Source organism: Streptomyces sp. NPDC002156 (genome assembly GCF_053593675.1).
Window position 1 is genome coordinate 41,654 of the sequence record NZ_JBSFDA010000033.1, and the last position, 16,291, is coordinate 57,944.

General features: G+C 71.4%; 15 protein-coding genes. 2 read left to right on the forward strand and 13 right to left on the reverse strand.

The annotated features are described in order from the left end of the window. Nucleotides 1-182: 182 nt before the first annotated feature. The 6 genes from ACWCRB_RS16415 to bldG form a co-directional block, all read right to left on the reverse strand. Complete coding sequence (locus ACWCRB_RS16415; RefSeq protein WP_450996702.1) at nucleotides 183-380, reverse strand: hypothetical protein; 198 nt, start codon at nucleotides 378-380, stop codon at nucleotides 183-185. A gap of 512 nt (nucleotides 381-892) precedes the next feature. Continuing rightward, nucleotides 893-2,425, reverse strand: a complete 1,533-nt coding sequence (locus ACWCRB_RS16420) for a DUF7059 domain-containing protein (RefSeq protein ID WP_450996703.1) — start codon at nucleotides 2,423-2,425, stop codon at nucleotides 893-895. Nucleotides 2,426-2,511: 86 nt separating this feature from the next. Next, complete coding sequence (locus ACWCRB_RS16425; RefSeq protein WP_450996704.1) at nucleotides 2,512-3,108, reverse strand: small secreted protein; 597 nt, start codon at nucleotides 3,106-3,108, stop codon at nucleotides 2,512-2,514. Nucleotides 3,109-3,303: 195 nt separating this feature from the next. Then, a complete protein-coding gene (locus tag ACWCRB_RS16430) occupies nucleotides 3,304-5,706 on the reverse strand; it encodes a sodium-translocating pyrophosphatase (RefSeq protein WP_450996705.1) in 2,403 nt (800 codons plus the stop codon). Between the two features lie 331 nt (nucleotides 5,707-6,037). Continuing rightward, complete coding sequence (locus ACWCRB_RS16435) at nucleotides 6,038-6,472, reverse strand: ATP-binding protein (protein WP_235476102.1); 435 nt, start codon at nucleotides 6,470-6,472, stop codon at nucleotides 6,038-6,040. Nucleotides 6,473-6,598: 126 nt separating this feature from the next. Next, the gene (gene bldG / locus ACWCRB_RS16440) at nucleotides 6,599-6,940 is read right to left on the reverse strand and encodes an anti-sigma factor antagonist BldG (protein WP_005475923.1); all 342 of its coding nucleotides are present in this window, start codon (nucleotides 6,938-6,940) and stop codon (nucleotides 6,599-6,601) included. A gap of 80 nt (nucleotides 6,941-7,020) precedes the next feature. Between bldG and ACWCRB_RS16445 the strand changes: the two genes are divergently transcribed. Next, a complete protein-coding gene (locus tag ACWCRB_RS16445) occupies nucleotides 7,021-9,495 on the forward strand; it encodes a DEAD/DEAH box helicase (protein WP_450996706.1) in 2,475 nt (824 codons plus the stop codon). Between the two features lie 75 nt (nucleotides 9,496-9,570). On the opposite strand, the gene ACWCRB_RS16450 is transcribed toward ACWCRB_RS16445, so the two are convergent. The 7 genes from ACWCRB_RS16450 to ssd form a co-directional block, all read right to left on the reverse strand. Further along, nucleotides 9,571-9,981: an Rv3654c family TadE-like protein gene (locus tag ACWCRB_RS16450; protein ID WP_450996707.1), complete on the reverse strand. Its 411-nt coding sequence runs from the start codon at nucleotides 9,979-9,981 to the stop codon at nucleotides 9,571-9,573. Beyond that, the gene (locus ACWCRB_RS16455; RefSeq protein ID WP_450996708.1) at nucleotides 9,978-10,370 is read right to left on the reverse strand and encodes a TadE family type IV pilus minor pilin; all 393 of its coding nucleotides are present in this window, start codon (nucleotides 10,368-10,370) and stop codon (nucleotides 9,978-9,980) included. The genes ACWCRB_RS16450 and ACWCRB_RS16455 overlap by 4 nt, the downstream gene beginning before the upstream one ends. Then, nucleotides 10,357-10,575, reverse strand: a complete 219-nt coding sequence (locus ACWCRB_RS16460; protein WP_235476106.1) for a DUF4244 domain-containing protein — start codon at nucleotides 10,573-10,575, stop codon at nucleotides 10,357-10,359. Before ACWCRB_RS16460 ends, ACWCRB_RS16455 begins: the two co-directional genes overlap by 14 nt. Before the next feature lie 88 nt (nucleotides 10,576-10,663). Further along, the gene (locus ACWCRB_RS16465; RefSeq protein ID WP_450996709.1) at nucleotides 10,664-11,464 is read right to left on the reverse strand and encodes a type II secretion system F family protein; all 801 of its coding nucleotides are present in this window, start codon (nucleotides 11,462-11,464) and stop codon (nucleotides 10,664-10,666) included. 70 nt (nucleotides 11,465-11,534) lie between these two features. After that, the gene (locus tag ACWCRB_RS16470; RefSeq protein ID WP_450996728.1) at nucleotides 11,535-12,380 is read right to left on the reverse strand and encodes a type II secretion system F family protein; all 846 of its coding nucleotides are present in this window, start codon (nucleotides 12,378-12,380) and stop codon (nucleotides 11,535-11,537) included. Nucleotides 12,381-12,400: 20 nt separating this feature from the next. Next, nucleotides 12,401-13,606, reverse strand: a complete 1,206-nt coding sequence (locus ACWCRB_RS16475) for a TadA family conjugal transfer-associated ATPase (RefSeq protein WP_450996710.1) — start codon at nucleotides 13,604-13,606, stop codon at nucleotides 12,401-12,403. Continuing rightward, entirely contained in the window at nucleotides 13,603-14,709 is a 1,107-nt protein-coding gene (gene ssd, locus ACWCRB_RS16480) for a septum site-determining protein Ssd (RefSeq protein ID WP_450996711.1), read from the reverse strand. The genes ACWCRB_RS16475 and ssd overlap by 4 nt, the downstream gene beginning before the upstream one ends. A gap of 553 nt (nucleotides 14,710-15,262) precedes the next feature. On the opposite strand from ssd, the gene ACWCRB_RS16485 reads away from it, so the two are divergent. After that, nucleotides 15,263-16,096 (forward strand): HAD family hydrolase, encoded by an 834-nt coding sequence (locus tag ACWCRB_RS16485; protein ID WP_450996712.1) that lies wholly within the window; start codon nucleotides 15,263-15,265, stop codon nucleotides 16,094-16,096. Nucleotides 16,097-16,291 lie beyond the last annotated feature (195 nt).

A 16,291-nucleotide genomic window follows, 5' to 3' on the forward strand; every position in this document is an offset into this window, starting at 1 on the left:
GTACATCCCGCCCCCGTGTCAAACGGGAAAAGCCCGCAACGGCCACTCGAACGGTAACCCGACTACCGCCATTCCTGCCGCCCGGAGTGTCGACCTGCCCCTTCGCGCCTATCCGGAGGGTGACCTCCCAGTTACCGGCGGACCCTCCGCCGTATGCGCCGCACGGCCGTCTCTCCCGCACCTCACACCCGGGTGAAGCACCATGCGCCGACCCCGAGGGCGACCAGCGCGGCGACGCTCGCGAGGGCCGCGGATGCGACGGGGTTCACACCGAGGGCGACGGGCGCCCGGTTCCGTACCCGGGCCGCGGTCCACACAAGCAGCCCGCCCCCGAACAGGGCGAACACCACTCCCGCGAAGATCGCCGGTCCGCTCTCCATATCCCTGCCCGCCCCTTTTCCGCCCGCCCGGGAGTCCCCGGACCCGGGAGGCTGGCACGTCCGGGAAGCCTCCGCGCGAACCCGAGGTGAACGCCGGACGGACGACGGCCCCGCGTCCCTGTGAGTACCCGCCGAGCACCCCCGGAGCACGCACGCGAACGGCCCGGCCGACCACGGTCCGTCGCGACCCGACCCCCGCGAATCTCACAGCCGGTACGCGCGGCCCGCCCCGGCCCGGCCGACCAACTCGGCGCGAATATGCCGCCCGGCCCCCGCCACCCGCACACTCGGTACGACGGTCACGAGCGAGGGCTACGACGGCACAGGCGCCGCAACCGGCCCGCCCGCGCCACCCGCGCGCTTCCCCACGCCTCACGCGCCGCCCCTGTACCTCCCACCTCCGTACGGCTGACGAGTACGCGACCTGCCGTACCGAACCCGGCCGCGGCACCCCCCTCGACCATGGTCGTCACGGCGTAGCCGCCAGCCCCACCACAGCGGACCGAACGTACTCACCCGCCCGCCGGCTCCAGGAACCCCAGCTCCACCAGCAGCCGGATCTGCGCGGGCGTCCGGTCCCGCAGCGACACCGGGTCCTCGCCGACCAGTTGGGCGATGGCGTCCAGGATCCGCCCCGCGCTCAGCGTGCCATCGCACACGCCGGCGAAGCCCGCGCCGACCGTGTCCACCTTGGTGGCCCGGCACATCCCGCGGTGCTGGCGCAGCACCACATGCTCCGGGTCCTCGGCGCCGGGCAGCCCGACCTGCTCCTGCACGACCTCGCTCCCCAGTCTGAAGTGCGCGGCGAGCAGGGCCGCGTCGTCGTGCGCACGCAGATAGTCCACGCGGTCGAAGTGCGCCCGGACCGTGTCCCCGAGCGGTTGTTCGACGGGGTGCGGCCACTCCTCCACGGTGATCGAGGGCTCGGCGGCCCCCGTCTTCCGCAGTGTGATCCAGCCGAACCCGACCGACTTCACCTTGCGCGCCTCGAACTCGTCCAGCCACGCGTCGTACCGCGCCCGGTACTCCGCCGGGTCCGAGCGGTGGTCACCGGCGTCGCGCAGCCACAGCTCGGCGTACTGCGTGACGTCTTGCACCTCGCGCTGCACGATCCAGGCATCGCACCCGCGCGGCACCCAGGACCTGAGTCTGTCCTGCCAGTCCTCCCCTTCCACGTGCTGCCAGTTGGCGAGGAACTGTGCGAAACCGCCCTCGCGCAGCCGTTCCCCCGCCTCCTGAACGAGCGTGCGGCACAGATCGTCCCCGCCCATCCCGCCGTCCCGGTAGGTGAGCCGCGCGCCCGGCGAGATCACGAACGGCGGGTTGGAGACGATCAGGTCGTACGTCTCGTCCTCCCGGACCGGCTCGAAGAGCGAGCCCTCGCGCAGATCGGCCGCCGGGGCGCCGGACAGGGCGAGCGTCAGCGCGGTGATGTGCAGGGCACGGGGGTTGAGGTCGGTCGCCGTCACGCGCGTGGCGTGCCGGCCGGCGTGCAGCGCCTGGATCCCGGAGCCGGTCCCGAGATCGAGCGCGGCGGCGACCGGCGTACGCACGGTGATACCGGCGAGGGTCGTGGAGGCACCGCCCACGCCGAGGACGACACCCTCGTCCCGACTGCCGATGCCACCGGCGCCGCCGACCGCGCACCCCAGGTCGGACACGATGAACCAGTCCTCGCCGTCCGGCCCGCCGTACGGCCGTACATCGACGGCCGCGGCCACTTCATCGCCGTCTCCAGGGACCAGCCACCCGCTCGCCACACAGTCGTCGACGGGCAGCACGCCCGCCACGCGCGCGTGGGGCACGGGTTGCTGCAACAGGAAGAGCCGTACGAGCAGTTCCAGCGGCGTGTCGCCGCGGGTGGCCCGGAGCGCGGGCACGGTCTCGCTGCGCGCCAGGGCGGCGTACGCGGGCGCGCCGAGCAGGTCGAGCAGCCCGTCGGCGGTGAAGTCGGCGGCCAGAAGGGCGTCCCGGAGGCGCTGGGTGACGTCGGGGTGGTCGGCGGAGGGCAGGGCGTGCAGGCTGGCGTTACTCACGCCTCCCATTGTGTCCGCCCCGCCGCTCCGCCGCGCACGCCTGTGGACAGACGCGCGCGGACACCCCGTACGCCTGTGGAAAACTCCCGCAGAGGTCAGCTGGCGGCCGAGGAGGCCGACGGGGCCGCGGTCGTCGACTTGCAGCTCTCCTGCTTGGCCATCGCCTTGCCGACGTCGCCCTCTTCCAAGGCCTTCAGGGCGTCGTTGCCGCTCTGGCTGAGCTTGTCCAGCTGGGTGGCGACACCCTTGAGACCGTCGGCGAACTTCGCCTGGTCCTTGGTGTCGAGTTCGTCCACCTGCTTCTTGAGGCCCGCGTAGGAGGCCGAGATGTCGTTGAGCTCCTTGACGGCGTTCGTCTTCTTCGTCTCGCCGTCGTCGACGTTGGGCGCGCCCGCCGTGTTCACGGCCGTGCCGATCGCCTTGTAGGCGTCCGCCATGTCCTGGAAGGCCTGTGCGTCGGTCTTCTGGACGGCCTCGGGGGTGCTGTTGTCCGAGGTCTCCTTCTGGATCGCGGCGTTGGCGGCCTCGATCTTCTGCGCCTGCGGTTTCACCGCGTCGCACACCTGCTTGGCCCAGGCATCCAGCTTCTCGTTGCCGTCGTCGCTGCTGCATCCCGACAGCGCCAGTACCAGTACCGCACCGCCGGACAGTGCGACCGCGAGCTTCTTGTTCACCGGATTGGTCCCTTCCATGGCTCTCGGCCCCGGAACATACACGCCAACTGGGCGACATCAGCGTGACGGACATCCGCTTGATGTGTTATTGCAGCCATTTGCACCAAGAGAGATAAGGCTCACGGAAATGCCGTGCAACCCACGCCAAGCGGGCGGACGACGCGTCAAAACGCGCCGTCCGCCCGCTTGTTGGCCGATTCCTGACCGGCTGCGCTACGAAACCACCGCGGGATCAGCCGACTTGGCCACCCGCTGCGCCTCCTCCTCGTCGTCCCCGGCGACCCCGCGCCGCTTCGACACGTACACCGCGCCCACGATCACCGCGATCGACAGGACCGCGATGACGATGCGCAGGGCGAGGTTCTCGTCGTCGCCGTAGCTGAACTTGACGATCGCGGGCGCGATGAGCAGCGCGACCAGGTTCATCACCTTCAGCAGCGGGTTGATGGCCGGGCCCGCGGTGTCCTTGAACGGGTCGCCCACGGTGTCGCCGATGACGGTCGCCGCATGGGCCTCGCTGCCCTTGCCGCCGTGATGACCGTCCTCCACGAGTTTCTTCGCGTTGTCCCACGCGCCACCGGAGTTGGCGAGGAACACCGCCATCAGCGTGCCGGTGCCGATCGCGCCCGCGAGAAACGCGCCGAGTGCGCCGACGCCGAGCGTGAACCCGATGGCGATGGGCGCCAGGACGGCCAGCAGCCCGGGCGTGGCGAGTTCCCTGAGCGCGTCCCTCGTACAGATGTCGACGACGCGCCCGTACTCCGGTTTCTCGGTGTAGTTCATGATCCCGGGGTGTTCGCGGAACTGCCGCCGCACCTCGTAGACGACCGAACCCGCCGACCGCGAGACCGCGTTGATCGCCAGCCCGGAGAACAGGAAGACGACCGCCGCGCCGGCGATCAGACCGACCAGGTTGTTGGGCTGTGAGATGTCCATCACGAGGTTCATCGGCCCGCCCTCGCCGACCTTCTCGCCGACCTCCCGCGCCGCGGTCGTGATCGCGTCGCGGTACGACCCGAAGAGCGCCGACGCGGCCAGGACGGCCGTGGCGATGGCGATGCCCTTGGTGATGGCCTTGGTGGTGTTGCCGACGGCGTCCAGGTCGGTGAGGACCTGCGCGCCCGCGCCCTGAACGTCGCCGGACATCTCGGCGATGCCCTGCGCGTTGTCGGAGACCGGCCCGAAGGTGTCCATGGCCACGATCACACCGACCGTGGTGAGCAGGCCGGTGCCGGCCAGTGCCACCGCGAACAGCGCGAGCATGATGGACGTACCGCCCAGCAGGAACGCCCCGTACACGCCGAGGCCGATCAACAGGGCGGTGTAGACGGCCGATTCGAGCCCGATGGAGATACCGGCGAGGACGACGGTGGCCGCGCCGGTGAGGGAGCTCTTGCCGATGTCCCGTACGGGTCGGCGAGTCGTCTCGGTGAAGTAGCCGGTCAGTTGCTGGATCAGGGCGGCCAGCACGATGCCGATGGCCACCGCGAGGAGCGCGAGGATCCGCGGATCGCCGTCCTTGGCGGCGATGGCGGCGTCGGTGATCCCGTCGAGTTCGGCGTACGTCGACGGCAGATAGACGTAGACGGCGATCGCGACGAGTGCGAGCGAGATCACCGCGGAGATGAAGAAGCCGCGGTTGATCGCGGTCATGCCGCTGCGGTCGGACCTCTTCGGCGCCACAGCGAAGATGCCGACCATCGCCGTGAGGACGCCGATCGCGGGCACCAGGAGCGGGAAGGCGAGCCCGGCGTCGCCGAAGGCGGCCTTGCCGAGGATCAGCGCGGCGACGAGCGTCACGGCGTACGACTCGAAGAGGTCGGCCGCCATGCCCGCGCAGTCGCCGACGTTGTCGCCCACGTTGTCGGCGATGGTCGCGGCGTTGCGCGGGTCGTCCTCCGGGATGCCCTGCTCGACCTTGCCGACCAGGTCGGCGCCGACGTCGGCGGCCTTGGTGAAGATGCCGCCGCCGACCCTCATGAACATGGCGATGAGGGCCGCGCCGAGGCCGAAGCCTTCGAGCACCTTCGGCGCGTCGGCCGCGTACACCAGCACCACGCAGGAGGCGCCCAGCAGGCCGAGGCCCACCGTGAACATGCCGACGACACCGCCCGTACGGAAAGCGATCTTCATCGCTTTGTGGGAGACCTCGGTGAGATCCTTTTCCGGCTCACCTTCCGCCGGAGTCGCCTCCCGCGCCGCGGCTGCCACGCGCACATTGCTGCGCACAGCGAGCCACATGCCGATATAGCCGGTGGCCGCGGAGAACGCGGCGCCGATCAAGAAGAACACCGACCGTCCGGCGCGCTGATTCCAGTCGTCGGCGGGCAGCAGCATCAGCAGGAAGAAGACGATCACGGCGAATACGCCGAGCGTCCGCAACTGCCGTGCCAGATAGGCGTTCGCGCCTTCCTGGATCGCCTTCGCGATCTCCTTCATGCTGTCGGTGCCCTCGCCCGCCGCGAGCACCTGGCGCACCAGCACCCCGGCGACCACGAGCGCCGCCAGGGCTACGACCCCGATGACCATCACGAGCAGACGGTTGTCGTCGGTCAGTACTGCGGCTGCGAAGGTTGTGGGTTGATCGAACCGATGAGGGGTAGAAAGCCCCGCCATTCGTCCTCCTTGACGCTTGGGCTGAGCTCAAGATGTGGACGGATTGTAGGTACCGGAAGCTGATCAAAACAGTACGCGGAAACGGAATAGATCGCCCCATGCTATTCAGCAAATGATCGACAGAAGATCCATTGACCCACATGGCGTAATGCCGCAGACGCATTCACGCGTGATCGAATTCGTGATCGAATTATCGTGCGACTGATCGTGAATACCTTCACGAAGGGATCGTGAATAGCTTCACTAATCCCGGAACCCGTCGCCAAAAACGCCAAGGGCCCTGCTCAGCAGGGCCCTTGAGGCTGTACGGGGTTGAGGTCGGCGTCGAATATCAGGGGAGGAGCGTGACCGGCGGCGTGGTTGGCCAGCTCATGCGGATAGATCCGCCGTTCTCCCCTGCGGTGACCTCGACGTCGTCGACGAGGCCGCTGATGACCGCGAGGCCCATCTCGTCCTCCTCGGCATCCACGTCCGCGTCGCCGCCGGCACCCGGAGCGTTGTCGCCGGGAGCCGATCGGGGCGCTTCGTCGCCGACCTCGATGGAGAACTGCTTCTCCTCCTCGATCAGCGTCACCCGCACCGGGTCCGGGATGCCACTGCTCTGGTGCAGTCCGACGGCACGCGAACAGGCCTCGCCGACGGCGAGTCGCACCTCGTCGAGTACGGCCTCGTCCACTCCGGCCCTGCGCGCCACCGCTGCCGCCACCAGTCGGGCGGTCCTGACGTGCTCGGGCAGCGCGCTGAAGCGGAGTTCAACGGTGGCCATGCATCCCCCTCGGAATACGGGCGTGCGGTCAGGGGGCCAGGTCGCCGAGACCCGGACCCCCCTCGTTAACTTCTTCCGTCACGAACGTGTGCACGGGTGACCGCACACGCGTCCGGTAAACGGCCGTCAGTCGGTGGCCGCCACCGCTTCGTCGACCGAGGTGTGGATCGGGAACACCTTGGTGAGACCGGTGATGCGGAAGATCTTCAGAATGCGCTCCTGGTTGCAGACCAGGCGCAGCGAGCCCTCATGGGCACGCACACGCTTCAGGCCACCGACCAGCACGCCGAGCCCGGTGGAGTCGAGGAAGTCGACACCCTCCATGTCGACGACGAGGTGAAAACTCCCGTCGTTGACCAGCTCGACCAGCTGCTCACGCAGCTTGGGCGCGGTATAAACGTCGATTTCGCCACCGACCTCGACGACCGTACGATCGCCGACGGTACGGGTCGACAGGGACAGGTCCACGGATCCTCCAGCACCTTGCTATCGAGCGGTCATCCCAAGGGACACCTCGGCAGAGTCCCCAGGACGGTTCGCCAGCCGCGATGGCATTCAATCACTTACCGCAGGGCGTGCACGACGCCTTGGGCCCATTGTCCGTCACGCCAGTGACACACTCGATCCCGATGGCCAAGAATCACCGATCCGAACGACCCTCGACTTTCGCCGCCTCGCGGCCGGATCCGGGCACGATCCTGGACCGGCTCGCCTCGGGGCCGAGCCGGGCTTCGCGCATCACTCATACGGAGCACTTGCCCCCACGTGCGGGCCGCCATGCCGTCTGGCCCGACCGGATTCGCGCCGAGGTCGTCGCGGCCGTCCAGGCCGCCGGTATCGAACACCCGTGGGCCCACCAGGCACTGGCCGCCGAGCACGCCCTGGACGGCGAGAACGTGATCGTCGCCACAGGCACCGCCTCGGGCAAGTCGCTCGCGTATCTCGTACCGGTCCTCTCGTGCCTCCTGGACGGCTCCGAGGCCCCCAACGGCCGCGGGGCGACCGCCCTGTACCTCGCCCCGACCAAGGCTCTCGCCGCCGACCAGCGGCGTTCCGTGAAGGAACTTTCACAACCTTTGGGAAACGCGGTGCGACCGGCCGTGTACGACGGCGACACCCCCTTCGAGGAGCGCGAGTGGGTCCGCCAGTACGCGAACTACGTCCTGACCAACCCGGACATGCTGCACCGGGGGATACTCCCGTCCCACACCCGCTGGTCCTCCTTCCTGAAGTCGCTGAAGTACGTCGTCATCGACGAATGCCACACCTACCGCGGTGTCTTCGGCTCCCACGTCGCCCAGGTCCTGCGCCGGCTGCGCCGCCTGTGCGCCCGCTACGGCGCCTCTCCCGTCTTCCTGCTCGCCTCCGCCACGGCCGCCGAACCGTCCGTCGCCGCCCGCCGGCTGACCGGCCTCCCGGTGGTCGAGATCGCCGACGACGCCTCCCCGCGCGGTGAACTGGTGTTCGCCCTCTGGGAGCCCCCGCTCACCGAACTGCACGGCGAGAAGGGCGCGCCCGTCCGCCGTACGGCCACCGCCGAGACCGCCGACCTGCTGACCGACCTCACCGTCCAGGGCGTGCGCTCGGTGGCCTTCGTACGCTCCCGGCGCGGCGCCGAGCTGATCGCGGTGATCGCCCAGGAACGCCTCGCCGAGGTCGACCGGTCCCTCGCCCGCCGCGTGGCCGCCTACCGCGGCGGCTACCTCCCCGAGGAGCGCAGAGCCCTCGAACAGGCTCTCCACTCCGGCGAACTCCTCGGCCTAGCCGCCACCACCGCCCTCGAACTCGGCATCGATGTCTCGGGGTTGGACGCCGTCGTCATCGCCGGCTACCCGGGCACCCGTGCCTCCCTGTGGCAGCAGGCGGGCCGCGCCGGACGTACCGGACAGGGCGCGCTGGCGATCCTGGTCGCCCGCGACGACCCGCTGGACACGTTCCTCGTCCACCACCCGGAGGCCCTGTTCGACCAGCCGGTCGAGTCGACGGTCCTCGACCCGGACAACCCGTACGTCCTGGCGCCCCACCTGTGCGCGGCGGCGGCCGAATCACCCCTGGTCGAGGAGGACCTGGAGCTGTTCGGCCCCGAGACCGCGGCCCTGCTCCCGCAGTTGGAGGCCGCGAAGCTGCTGCGCCGCCGCACGAAGGCCTGGCACTGGACCCGCCGTGAACGGGCCGCCGACCTGACCGACATCCGGGGCGGTGGCGGCAACCCGGTCCAGATCGTCGAGGAGGGCACGGGACGGCTGCTGGGCACAGTGGACGCGGGCGCCGCGCACACGGCCGTGCACGAGGGCGCGGTCCACCTCCACCAGGGCCGCACCTATCTCGTCCGCTCCCTCGATCTGAAGGACTCGGTCGCGCTGGTCGAGGAGGCGAGTCCGCCGTATTCGACGGTCGCCCGCGACACGACGTCCATCGCCGTCCTGGAGACGGACACCGAGATCCCCTGGGGCGACGGCCGCCTCTGCTACGGCTCCGTCGAGGTCACCAACCAGGTCGTCTCCTTCCTGCGCCGACGTGTCATCACCGGTGAAGTCCTGGGCGAGACAAAGCTCGACCTCCCTCCGCGTACGCTGCGCACCCGCGCCGTGTGGTGGACCGTCACCGAGGACCAGCTCGACGCCGCCCGCATCAACCCGGAGATCCTCGGCGGCGCCCTGCACGCCGCCGAACACGCGTCGATCGGCATGCTGCCCCTCTTCGCGACCTGCGACCGCTGGGACATCGGCGGCGTCTCCGTCCCGCTCCACCCGGACACCCTCCTTCCCACGGTCTTCGTGTACGACGGCCACCCGGGCGGCGCGGGCTTCGCGGAGCGCGCCTTCCACACGGCCCGCTCCTGGCTGACGGCCACCCGCCAGGCCATCGCCTCCTGCGAGTGCGACGCCGGCTGCCCGTCCTGCGTCCAGTCCCCCAAGTGCGGCAACGGCAACGAGCCCTTGCACAAGCGGGGGGCGGTGCGGCTGCTGACGGTGCTGTTGCAGGGGGCACCGGAGGAGAAGGCCCCGGAGGAGCCGGGCTAGGGCTTGCCCGGGCTGGGCCAGGGCTTGCCCGTACGAGGCTGTCAGAGGCCGTACGGGCGCCGCCTCAGGCCGATCTCAGAGGCCCGGTGGACCCAGCGGTCCTGGTGGCCCCGCCCTCGACCTGACCTCCGCCGAGAACAGCCCCTGCCCCGATATCACCGTCAGGTCCGACGTCTCGCCCACCATCGCGCACCGCACGAGCCGGGTGCCCTGTGCCGCAGCCACCCGGTCCGCCCGAGCACAGGCTCCCGAGGCGCCCTCCGCCCAGTGGTCCGCCGCGGCGAGCGCCGCCATGTCCGCACCGGCGGCGGCCCGATGCCGGGACACAGCGGCCTGCCCCATGGCGAGGACAACGCCGAACACCACGCAGAGGACGGCGATGGCACCGACGCTCCAGACGGTCGCGGAGCCCCGGTCGGAGTGGATCGGGCGCCCGGAAACAGCCCTGGAGAGCCTGGCGAGCCACCCGCCTCCCGGACGCCTCATGCGCCCGCCCCCACCGTCTCCTCGGCCAACGCCACGGCCTCGTGCGCCACATCGACGGTCAGGCCGCCGATCCCCGGCGGCTGCGCCACGACCTCCACGCGCACGAGGTCGCCCTCCCTGCTGACGGTGACCTCCGCCCCTCTCGGGGCGGCGCCACGGGCCACGGCGGCGACCGCGTCGGGCGGATCCTGCCGGGCGGCGGCCCGGGCACCGGCCCGGGCCGCGTCCACGCACTGGATCTGCGCGGCGGCGACGAACAGCACCCAGACCAGACCCATCGAGAACAGCACCAGCACGGGCAGCACCACAGCCGCCTCGGCGGTCACGAACCCCCGGTCCCGCCACCGCCCCACATCCCGCTCCCGGGCCCGGCGTTCACATTTTGGCATCGAGGGCCTTCTTCACGATGGCCTGCAACTCCGAGCTGACCTGCCCGCTCGTCACCACCTTGTAGAGCACCGCCGCGAACGCCACCGATGCGATGATGCCTACGGCATATTCTGACGTGACCATCCCGGCATCCCTGCGCGCCCCGAGCGCCGCACGCGCCCTGAACGCCAGCGCCCACACCCGTTCCCGTACCACTGCGAACATCTCAACTCCCGTAAGTGTCAATTTCGTTGATGACCTGATGTCGTTGACTTGCTGTTGGTGACCTGCTCCTGATCTCGCACCGCTCGCGTCACCCACCACCCCCGCCCAGCAACCCGTCCGCCAGCCCGATCACCACGGGCAGGACGCCGACCGCGATGAACGCGGGCAGGAAGCACAGCCCCACCGGCGCGGTGACCATGACGGCCGCCCGTCGGGCCCGTTCCGTCGCCGCGCGTCCCCAGCCGGCGCGGGTGTCGGCGGCGATGCGCGCCACGGGAGCCGCCGCGGCAACGCCCGACTCGTCGGCCCGCTCCAGCAGCCTCGCCAGGGGTCCGGCGCCCGGTATCGACGCCAACCTCCGCCACGCTTCGGCCGGTTCGCCGCCGAGCCGTACCTCCGCCGCGCCCCGCGCCAGCCGCTCCCCGACCGGTCCCGCCAGCGCCTCGCCCACCGCCTGGGCCGCGATCACCGGACCGGCACCGGCCGCGATACAGGCCGCCAGCAGATCGGCGGCGAGCGGGAGTTGCCGGGCCGCCTCGGCCGCGTCGACCTCCTCCGCCGCAGCGCCACCGGCCGCTTGTCGCAGTCGCCACCGCCACAGCCCGAACCCGGCGACCAGTCCCACCACGACGCCTGCGAAGCCGCCGACCAGCACCCACCCGGCGCACACCGCACCCGCCACGGGCAGCCACCGCCGTACGGCGTCCCGTGCCTCGAACCGCCGCCCCGCCAGGCCCCGTTCCCGCTCCAGTTCCCGTGCCAGCAGCCTGGCCAGCCTCCGGCGCACCCTCCGCTCACGCCGTACCGTCTCGATCCACCGCAGCAGCCACCCCAGGGCCAGCGCGACCCCCAGCACCACCCCCAGCCTGTGGAAAACTTCCGCGCTCACGCCAACTCCCTTCGCCGGCCCCGGTCGACGGCCGTACCGCGGCGGTCCCCCTCACGCACTCCCCCGGCCCTCATGCCGCCTCCGCTCCCCGCACGATCCGCAGCACCCACCACAGGCCCACGCCCTCCAGCACCCCGCCGACCAGCAGGCAGCCAAGTCCGGCGCCGGTGTGCAGCAGCACGTGCAGGGGGTCCGCGCCCAGTGCCGTGCCCAGGAACAGGCCCAGCACCGGCAGGCCCGCGAGCATCACCGCCGTCGAGCGGGCGCCCGACAACTGGGCGCGCAGGTCGGCACGTTGGTCCCGGTCGGCACGCAAAGCGCCTTCGAGGCGGTCCAGTCCCGCCGCCAGTCCGGCACCCTGGTCCACGGCCACCCGCCAGCACGCCGCGAGGCCCAACAGCCCCTCCGCGCCCGGTTGTCGGGCCGCTGAGGCGAGCGCCCCGGGGACATCCCCACCGAACCGCGCCGCCGCCAGCACCGACGCCTGCGCCTCGCCGAGCCCGCCGGAGTCACGGGCCGCCCGCAGCAGTGCCTCCCCCGGCTGCCGCCCGGCGCGCACCTCACCGGCGAGCGATCCGCACAGCGCGATCACCTCATCGCCCCGCCGCTCCCTCGCCCGCCGCACCTCACCGGCCAGCCTGACCCGGCGCAGCAGCGGCACCCCGGCCGCGCCCACCAAGGCCGGCACCACGGAGGCACCCAGCAGCGCCACCACAAGGCCGACGGCCACCGACCACCACTCGGCGCGCAACCGCCCGCGCAGCCGCCGCAGTTCACCGGCTGCCCGCTCCCACGAGGGCGGCCCGGTCCCCGCCGCCCCGCCCCCAGAGAGCAGCAACTCCGCCCGCCGCGCCCCCGGATACCGCCCGCCCAGCAACCAGCAGACCGCCCCGGCACACACCCCGGCCGCCCCCATCGACAACTCGACCGTCCCGTTCACGCGCCCTCACTCCCCTGTCCCTTGTCGCCTCCGGCGCGAAGCAGCCCCCGCAGCCGCTCCCACCCCCGCTCGTACGCGAACGCCTCCTCGCCCCACCGCAGCGCCGGCACCGTCACCACCAGCCCCGACGGGTCCCGCTCCAGCACATGCACCTCGGCGATCCGGCGCCGCCCGGCCCGGTCGCGGGCGAGATGCAGGACCACCGACAGCGCGGCCGCCAACTGGCTGTGCAGCGCGGCCCGGTCGAGCCCGGCGGCCGTACCCAGCGCCTCCAGCCGCGCCGGTACGTCCGCCGCCGCGTTCGCGTGGACCGTCCCGCAGCCGCTGTGACCCGTGTTCAAGGCGGCGAGCAAATGCACAACCTCGGAGCCTCTGACCTCTCCGACCGCCACCCGGTCCGGCCGCATCCGCAGCGCCTGCCGCACCAGGTCCTGGAGCGTGACCAGGCCCGCGCCCTCCTGGTTGGCGGGTCTGGTCTCCAGGCGTACGACGTGCGGATGGTCGGGCCGCAACTCCGCCGAGTCCTCGGCCAGCACGATCCGCTCTCCTGGACCGACCAGCCCCAGCAGGGCGCTCAGGAGGGTGGTCTTGCCGCTTCCCGTGCCACCGCTGATCAGGAACGACAGCCGGGCGTCGAGCAGCGCCCGCAGCACCCGGTCGCCGCCCGGCGGGATCGTCCCCGCGGCCATCAGCTCGTCCAGGGTGAACGCACGCGGCCTCACCACCCGCAGCGACAGGCAGGTGCAGCCGACGGCCACCGGGGGCAGTACCGCGTGCAGACGTGTCCCGTCGGGCAGCCGGGCGTCGACCCACGGGCGGGCGTCGTCGAGCCGTCGTCCGGCCACCGCGGCCAGGCGCTGCGCGAGCCGTCGTACGGCGCCCGCGTCGGGGAAGGAGACGGCGGTCAGTTCCAGTCCGCCGCCCCGGTCCACCCACACCCGGTCCGGGGCCGCCACCAGCACGTCGGTGACCGACGGATCGGCGAGCAGCGGCTCCAGGGGGCCGGTGCCGACCAGTTCGGACCTCAACCGCTCGGCGGCGCCCAGCACTTCGGCGTCCCCGAGCACCCTCCCCTGCTCCCGCAGGGCCTGTGCCACGCGCGCGGGTGTCGCCTCGGCGCCGCTCTCGGCCAGCCACTGCCGTACGCCGTCCAGCAGCCCGGCAGGCGCCCCCGGCCCCTCGTCCCAGCGCACGCGGCTCATGCGCCGCCCGCCTCGGCCAGCGCCCGCTCCCAGAACACCGTGCAGAACCGGGCCAGTGGTCCGCGTGGGGCCGCTCCCGGTGGCGCCTTGCCCTCGTGCGGGCGTGCCAGGGCCGATTCGACGGGGACCTCGCCTGCCAGGGGCAGGTCGAGCAGCCGGGCCACCTCGTGGTCGTCCAGGCCGGGCGTGTACGGCCCGCGTACCGCCACGCGCAGGTCGCGCAGGACCATGCGGACGGCGGACGCCACCCGGCCGGCCGCCGCGACGGCGCGCAGTTCGCCGGGGACCACCAGGATGCCGACGTCCAGCTGGGCGAGGACCTCGGCGACGCCGTCGTCGATGCGCCTCGGAAGGTCGACGACGACCGCTCCGCCGCGCCGTCTGGCCGCGGCGAGCACCGCGCGTACGGCTTGCGGCGGGACGGCCACGCAGTCTCCGCGGTCCCAGCTCAGCACCCTCAGGGAGTGCAGTTTCGGCAGCGACTCCTCCAGGGCGCCGCCGCCGACCCGGCCGCGCGAGGCGGCGAAGGCCGGCCAGCGCAGTCCGTCGGCCGTCTCACCGCCGAGGAGTACGTCGAGTCCGCCGCCCAGTGGATCCGCGTCCACGAGGAGGGTGCGCAGTCCCTCGCGCGCGGAGGTGACGGCGAGCGCGCAGGCCAGCGTGGACGCTCCGGCCCCGCCCCGGCCGCCGATGACGCCGACGGTGAGCGCGGGCCTGCCGACGCCCTCGGCGACGTCGGCGATCCGGTCGACGAGCCACTGTTCGCCGTCGGGCAGCATCAGGACGTGGTCGGCGCCGATCTCGACGGCCCGCCGCCAGACCCCGGAGTCGTCCTGGTCCCGCCCGACCAGCACCACCCCTCGCCTGCGCGCGGCCCCGCGCACCCGCCGTACGGCGTCGTCGCCGACCAGGACGAGCGGTGCGGCCTCCCAGCCACCGCCCCGCTCGGGCACCCCGTGGTGCACTTCGGGTGTGGCGCCTGCCGCCGCGCACAGGCGCAGCAGGTCGTCCAGCAGACCGGCGTCCTCGGTGACGATCAGCGGTCCGCTCTGCCGTCCCTCGGCCGCAGGCTGATCGTTGTCGTGCGTGATGGCTCCTGCCATGGTTTCCGGCCCCCTTCACTAGTTCCCGGACATGCGGAGAACCGGCGAGCGGCCTCCATATGAACGGCCGGCGGAAACCGGCCAAGCGCGTTCGACAAACCGAACCGGCCATGAACTCGCCGCGAGCGGGACGCACTGGAATCACGATGAGGCGAACCCGGAAATCGTGTGGATCTTGGTCGATATCTGTGGACAACACGGTGGTTGTGGATATCTCCCTCACCCAAACAGGTGACTGCTGTACGACTTTCCCCAGAGCAGCCCAACGGCTACGCACAGTGACGGATCGCGGGCAGGCGAAAGAGGCGACCGAAGCCGCCTCGTACGGCGCCACGGCCGCGAAGGGATGATGAAGGAAGAACTAAAACCCACCCGGACATGCGACGACCCCCGCCGGGGGGGAGAGCGGGGGTCGTCCCCACGGTTCGACTCGGGGGGGGAGGAGCCGGACCGGGTTAGCACGGTCGCGAACGATCCGTGACTTCCATGGTGTACCCGACAGCCCTCTCAGGCAAACCCACGCGCCACACCTTACGCCGAATGGTGGGCGCCTATGCTCGGGCTCGTGGAAAACCACTCCTTGCCCCGCACAGCCGCCTTCTTCGACCTGGACAAGACGGTCATTGCGAAGTCGAGCACGCTCACGTTCAGCAAGTCGTTCTACCAGGGCGGTCTGATCAACCGCCGGGCCGTCTTGCGTACCGCCTATGCCCAGTTCGTCTTCCTGGCGGGCGGCGCCGACCATGACCAGATGGAGCGCATGCGCGAGTACCTGTCCGCGCTGTGCCGAGGCTGGAACGTCCAGCAGGTCAAGGAGATCGTCGCCGAGACGCTGCACGACCTGATCGACCCGATCATCTACGACGAGGCGGCCTCTCTCATCGAGGAGCACCACACCGCCGGCCGTGACGTGGTGATCGTGTCCACGTCGGGCGCGGAGGTCGTCGAGCCGATCGGTGAACTGCTCGGCGCGGACCGGGTGGTGGCCACGCGCATGGTCGTCGGCGACGACGGCTGCTTCACGGGCGAGGTGGAGTACTACGCGTACGGACCCACCAAGGCCGAGGCGATCGAGGAGCTGGCCAAGTCCGAGGGGTACGACCTCGCGCGCTGCTACGCGTACAGCGACAGCGTCACCGACGTCCCCATGCTGGCGTCCGTCGGCCATCCGCACGCCGTGAACCCGGACCGCGCACTGCGCCGGGAGGCGGTCGCCCGCGGCTGGCCGATCCTGGACTTCCACCGCCCGGTCCGGCTGAAGCAGCGTCTGCCCGCGCTCTCCGTACCGCCGCGTCCGGCCCTGGTCGCCGCTGCCGCGATAGGCGCTGCGGCGGCCACGGCGGGCCTCGTCTGGTACGCGAGCAGGCGCCGCCCGACGGTCGCCTGACCCGCCCCTCCGGCCCCGGCCGGGACCATCCGGCACACCGGCGCCCGAATCCTGCTCGTTTGATCACAAAAGTAAAGAAGTACAGCCAGGGCTTCCGCTTACTCCGGTCCAGGAGTAGAAAGGACTTAACGGCCCGCGAGACCAAGGACATCCGAAAGGATCACCTTAATAACGCAATTGGCCCCACGGACCGAG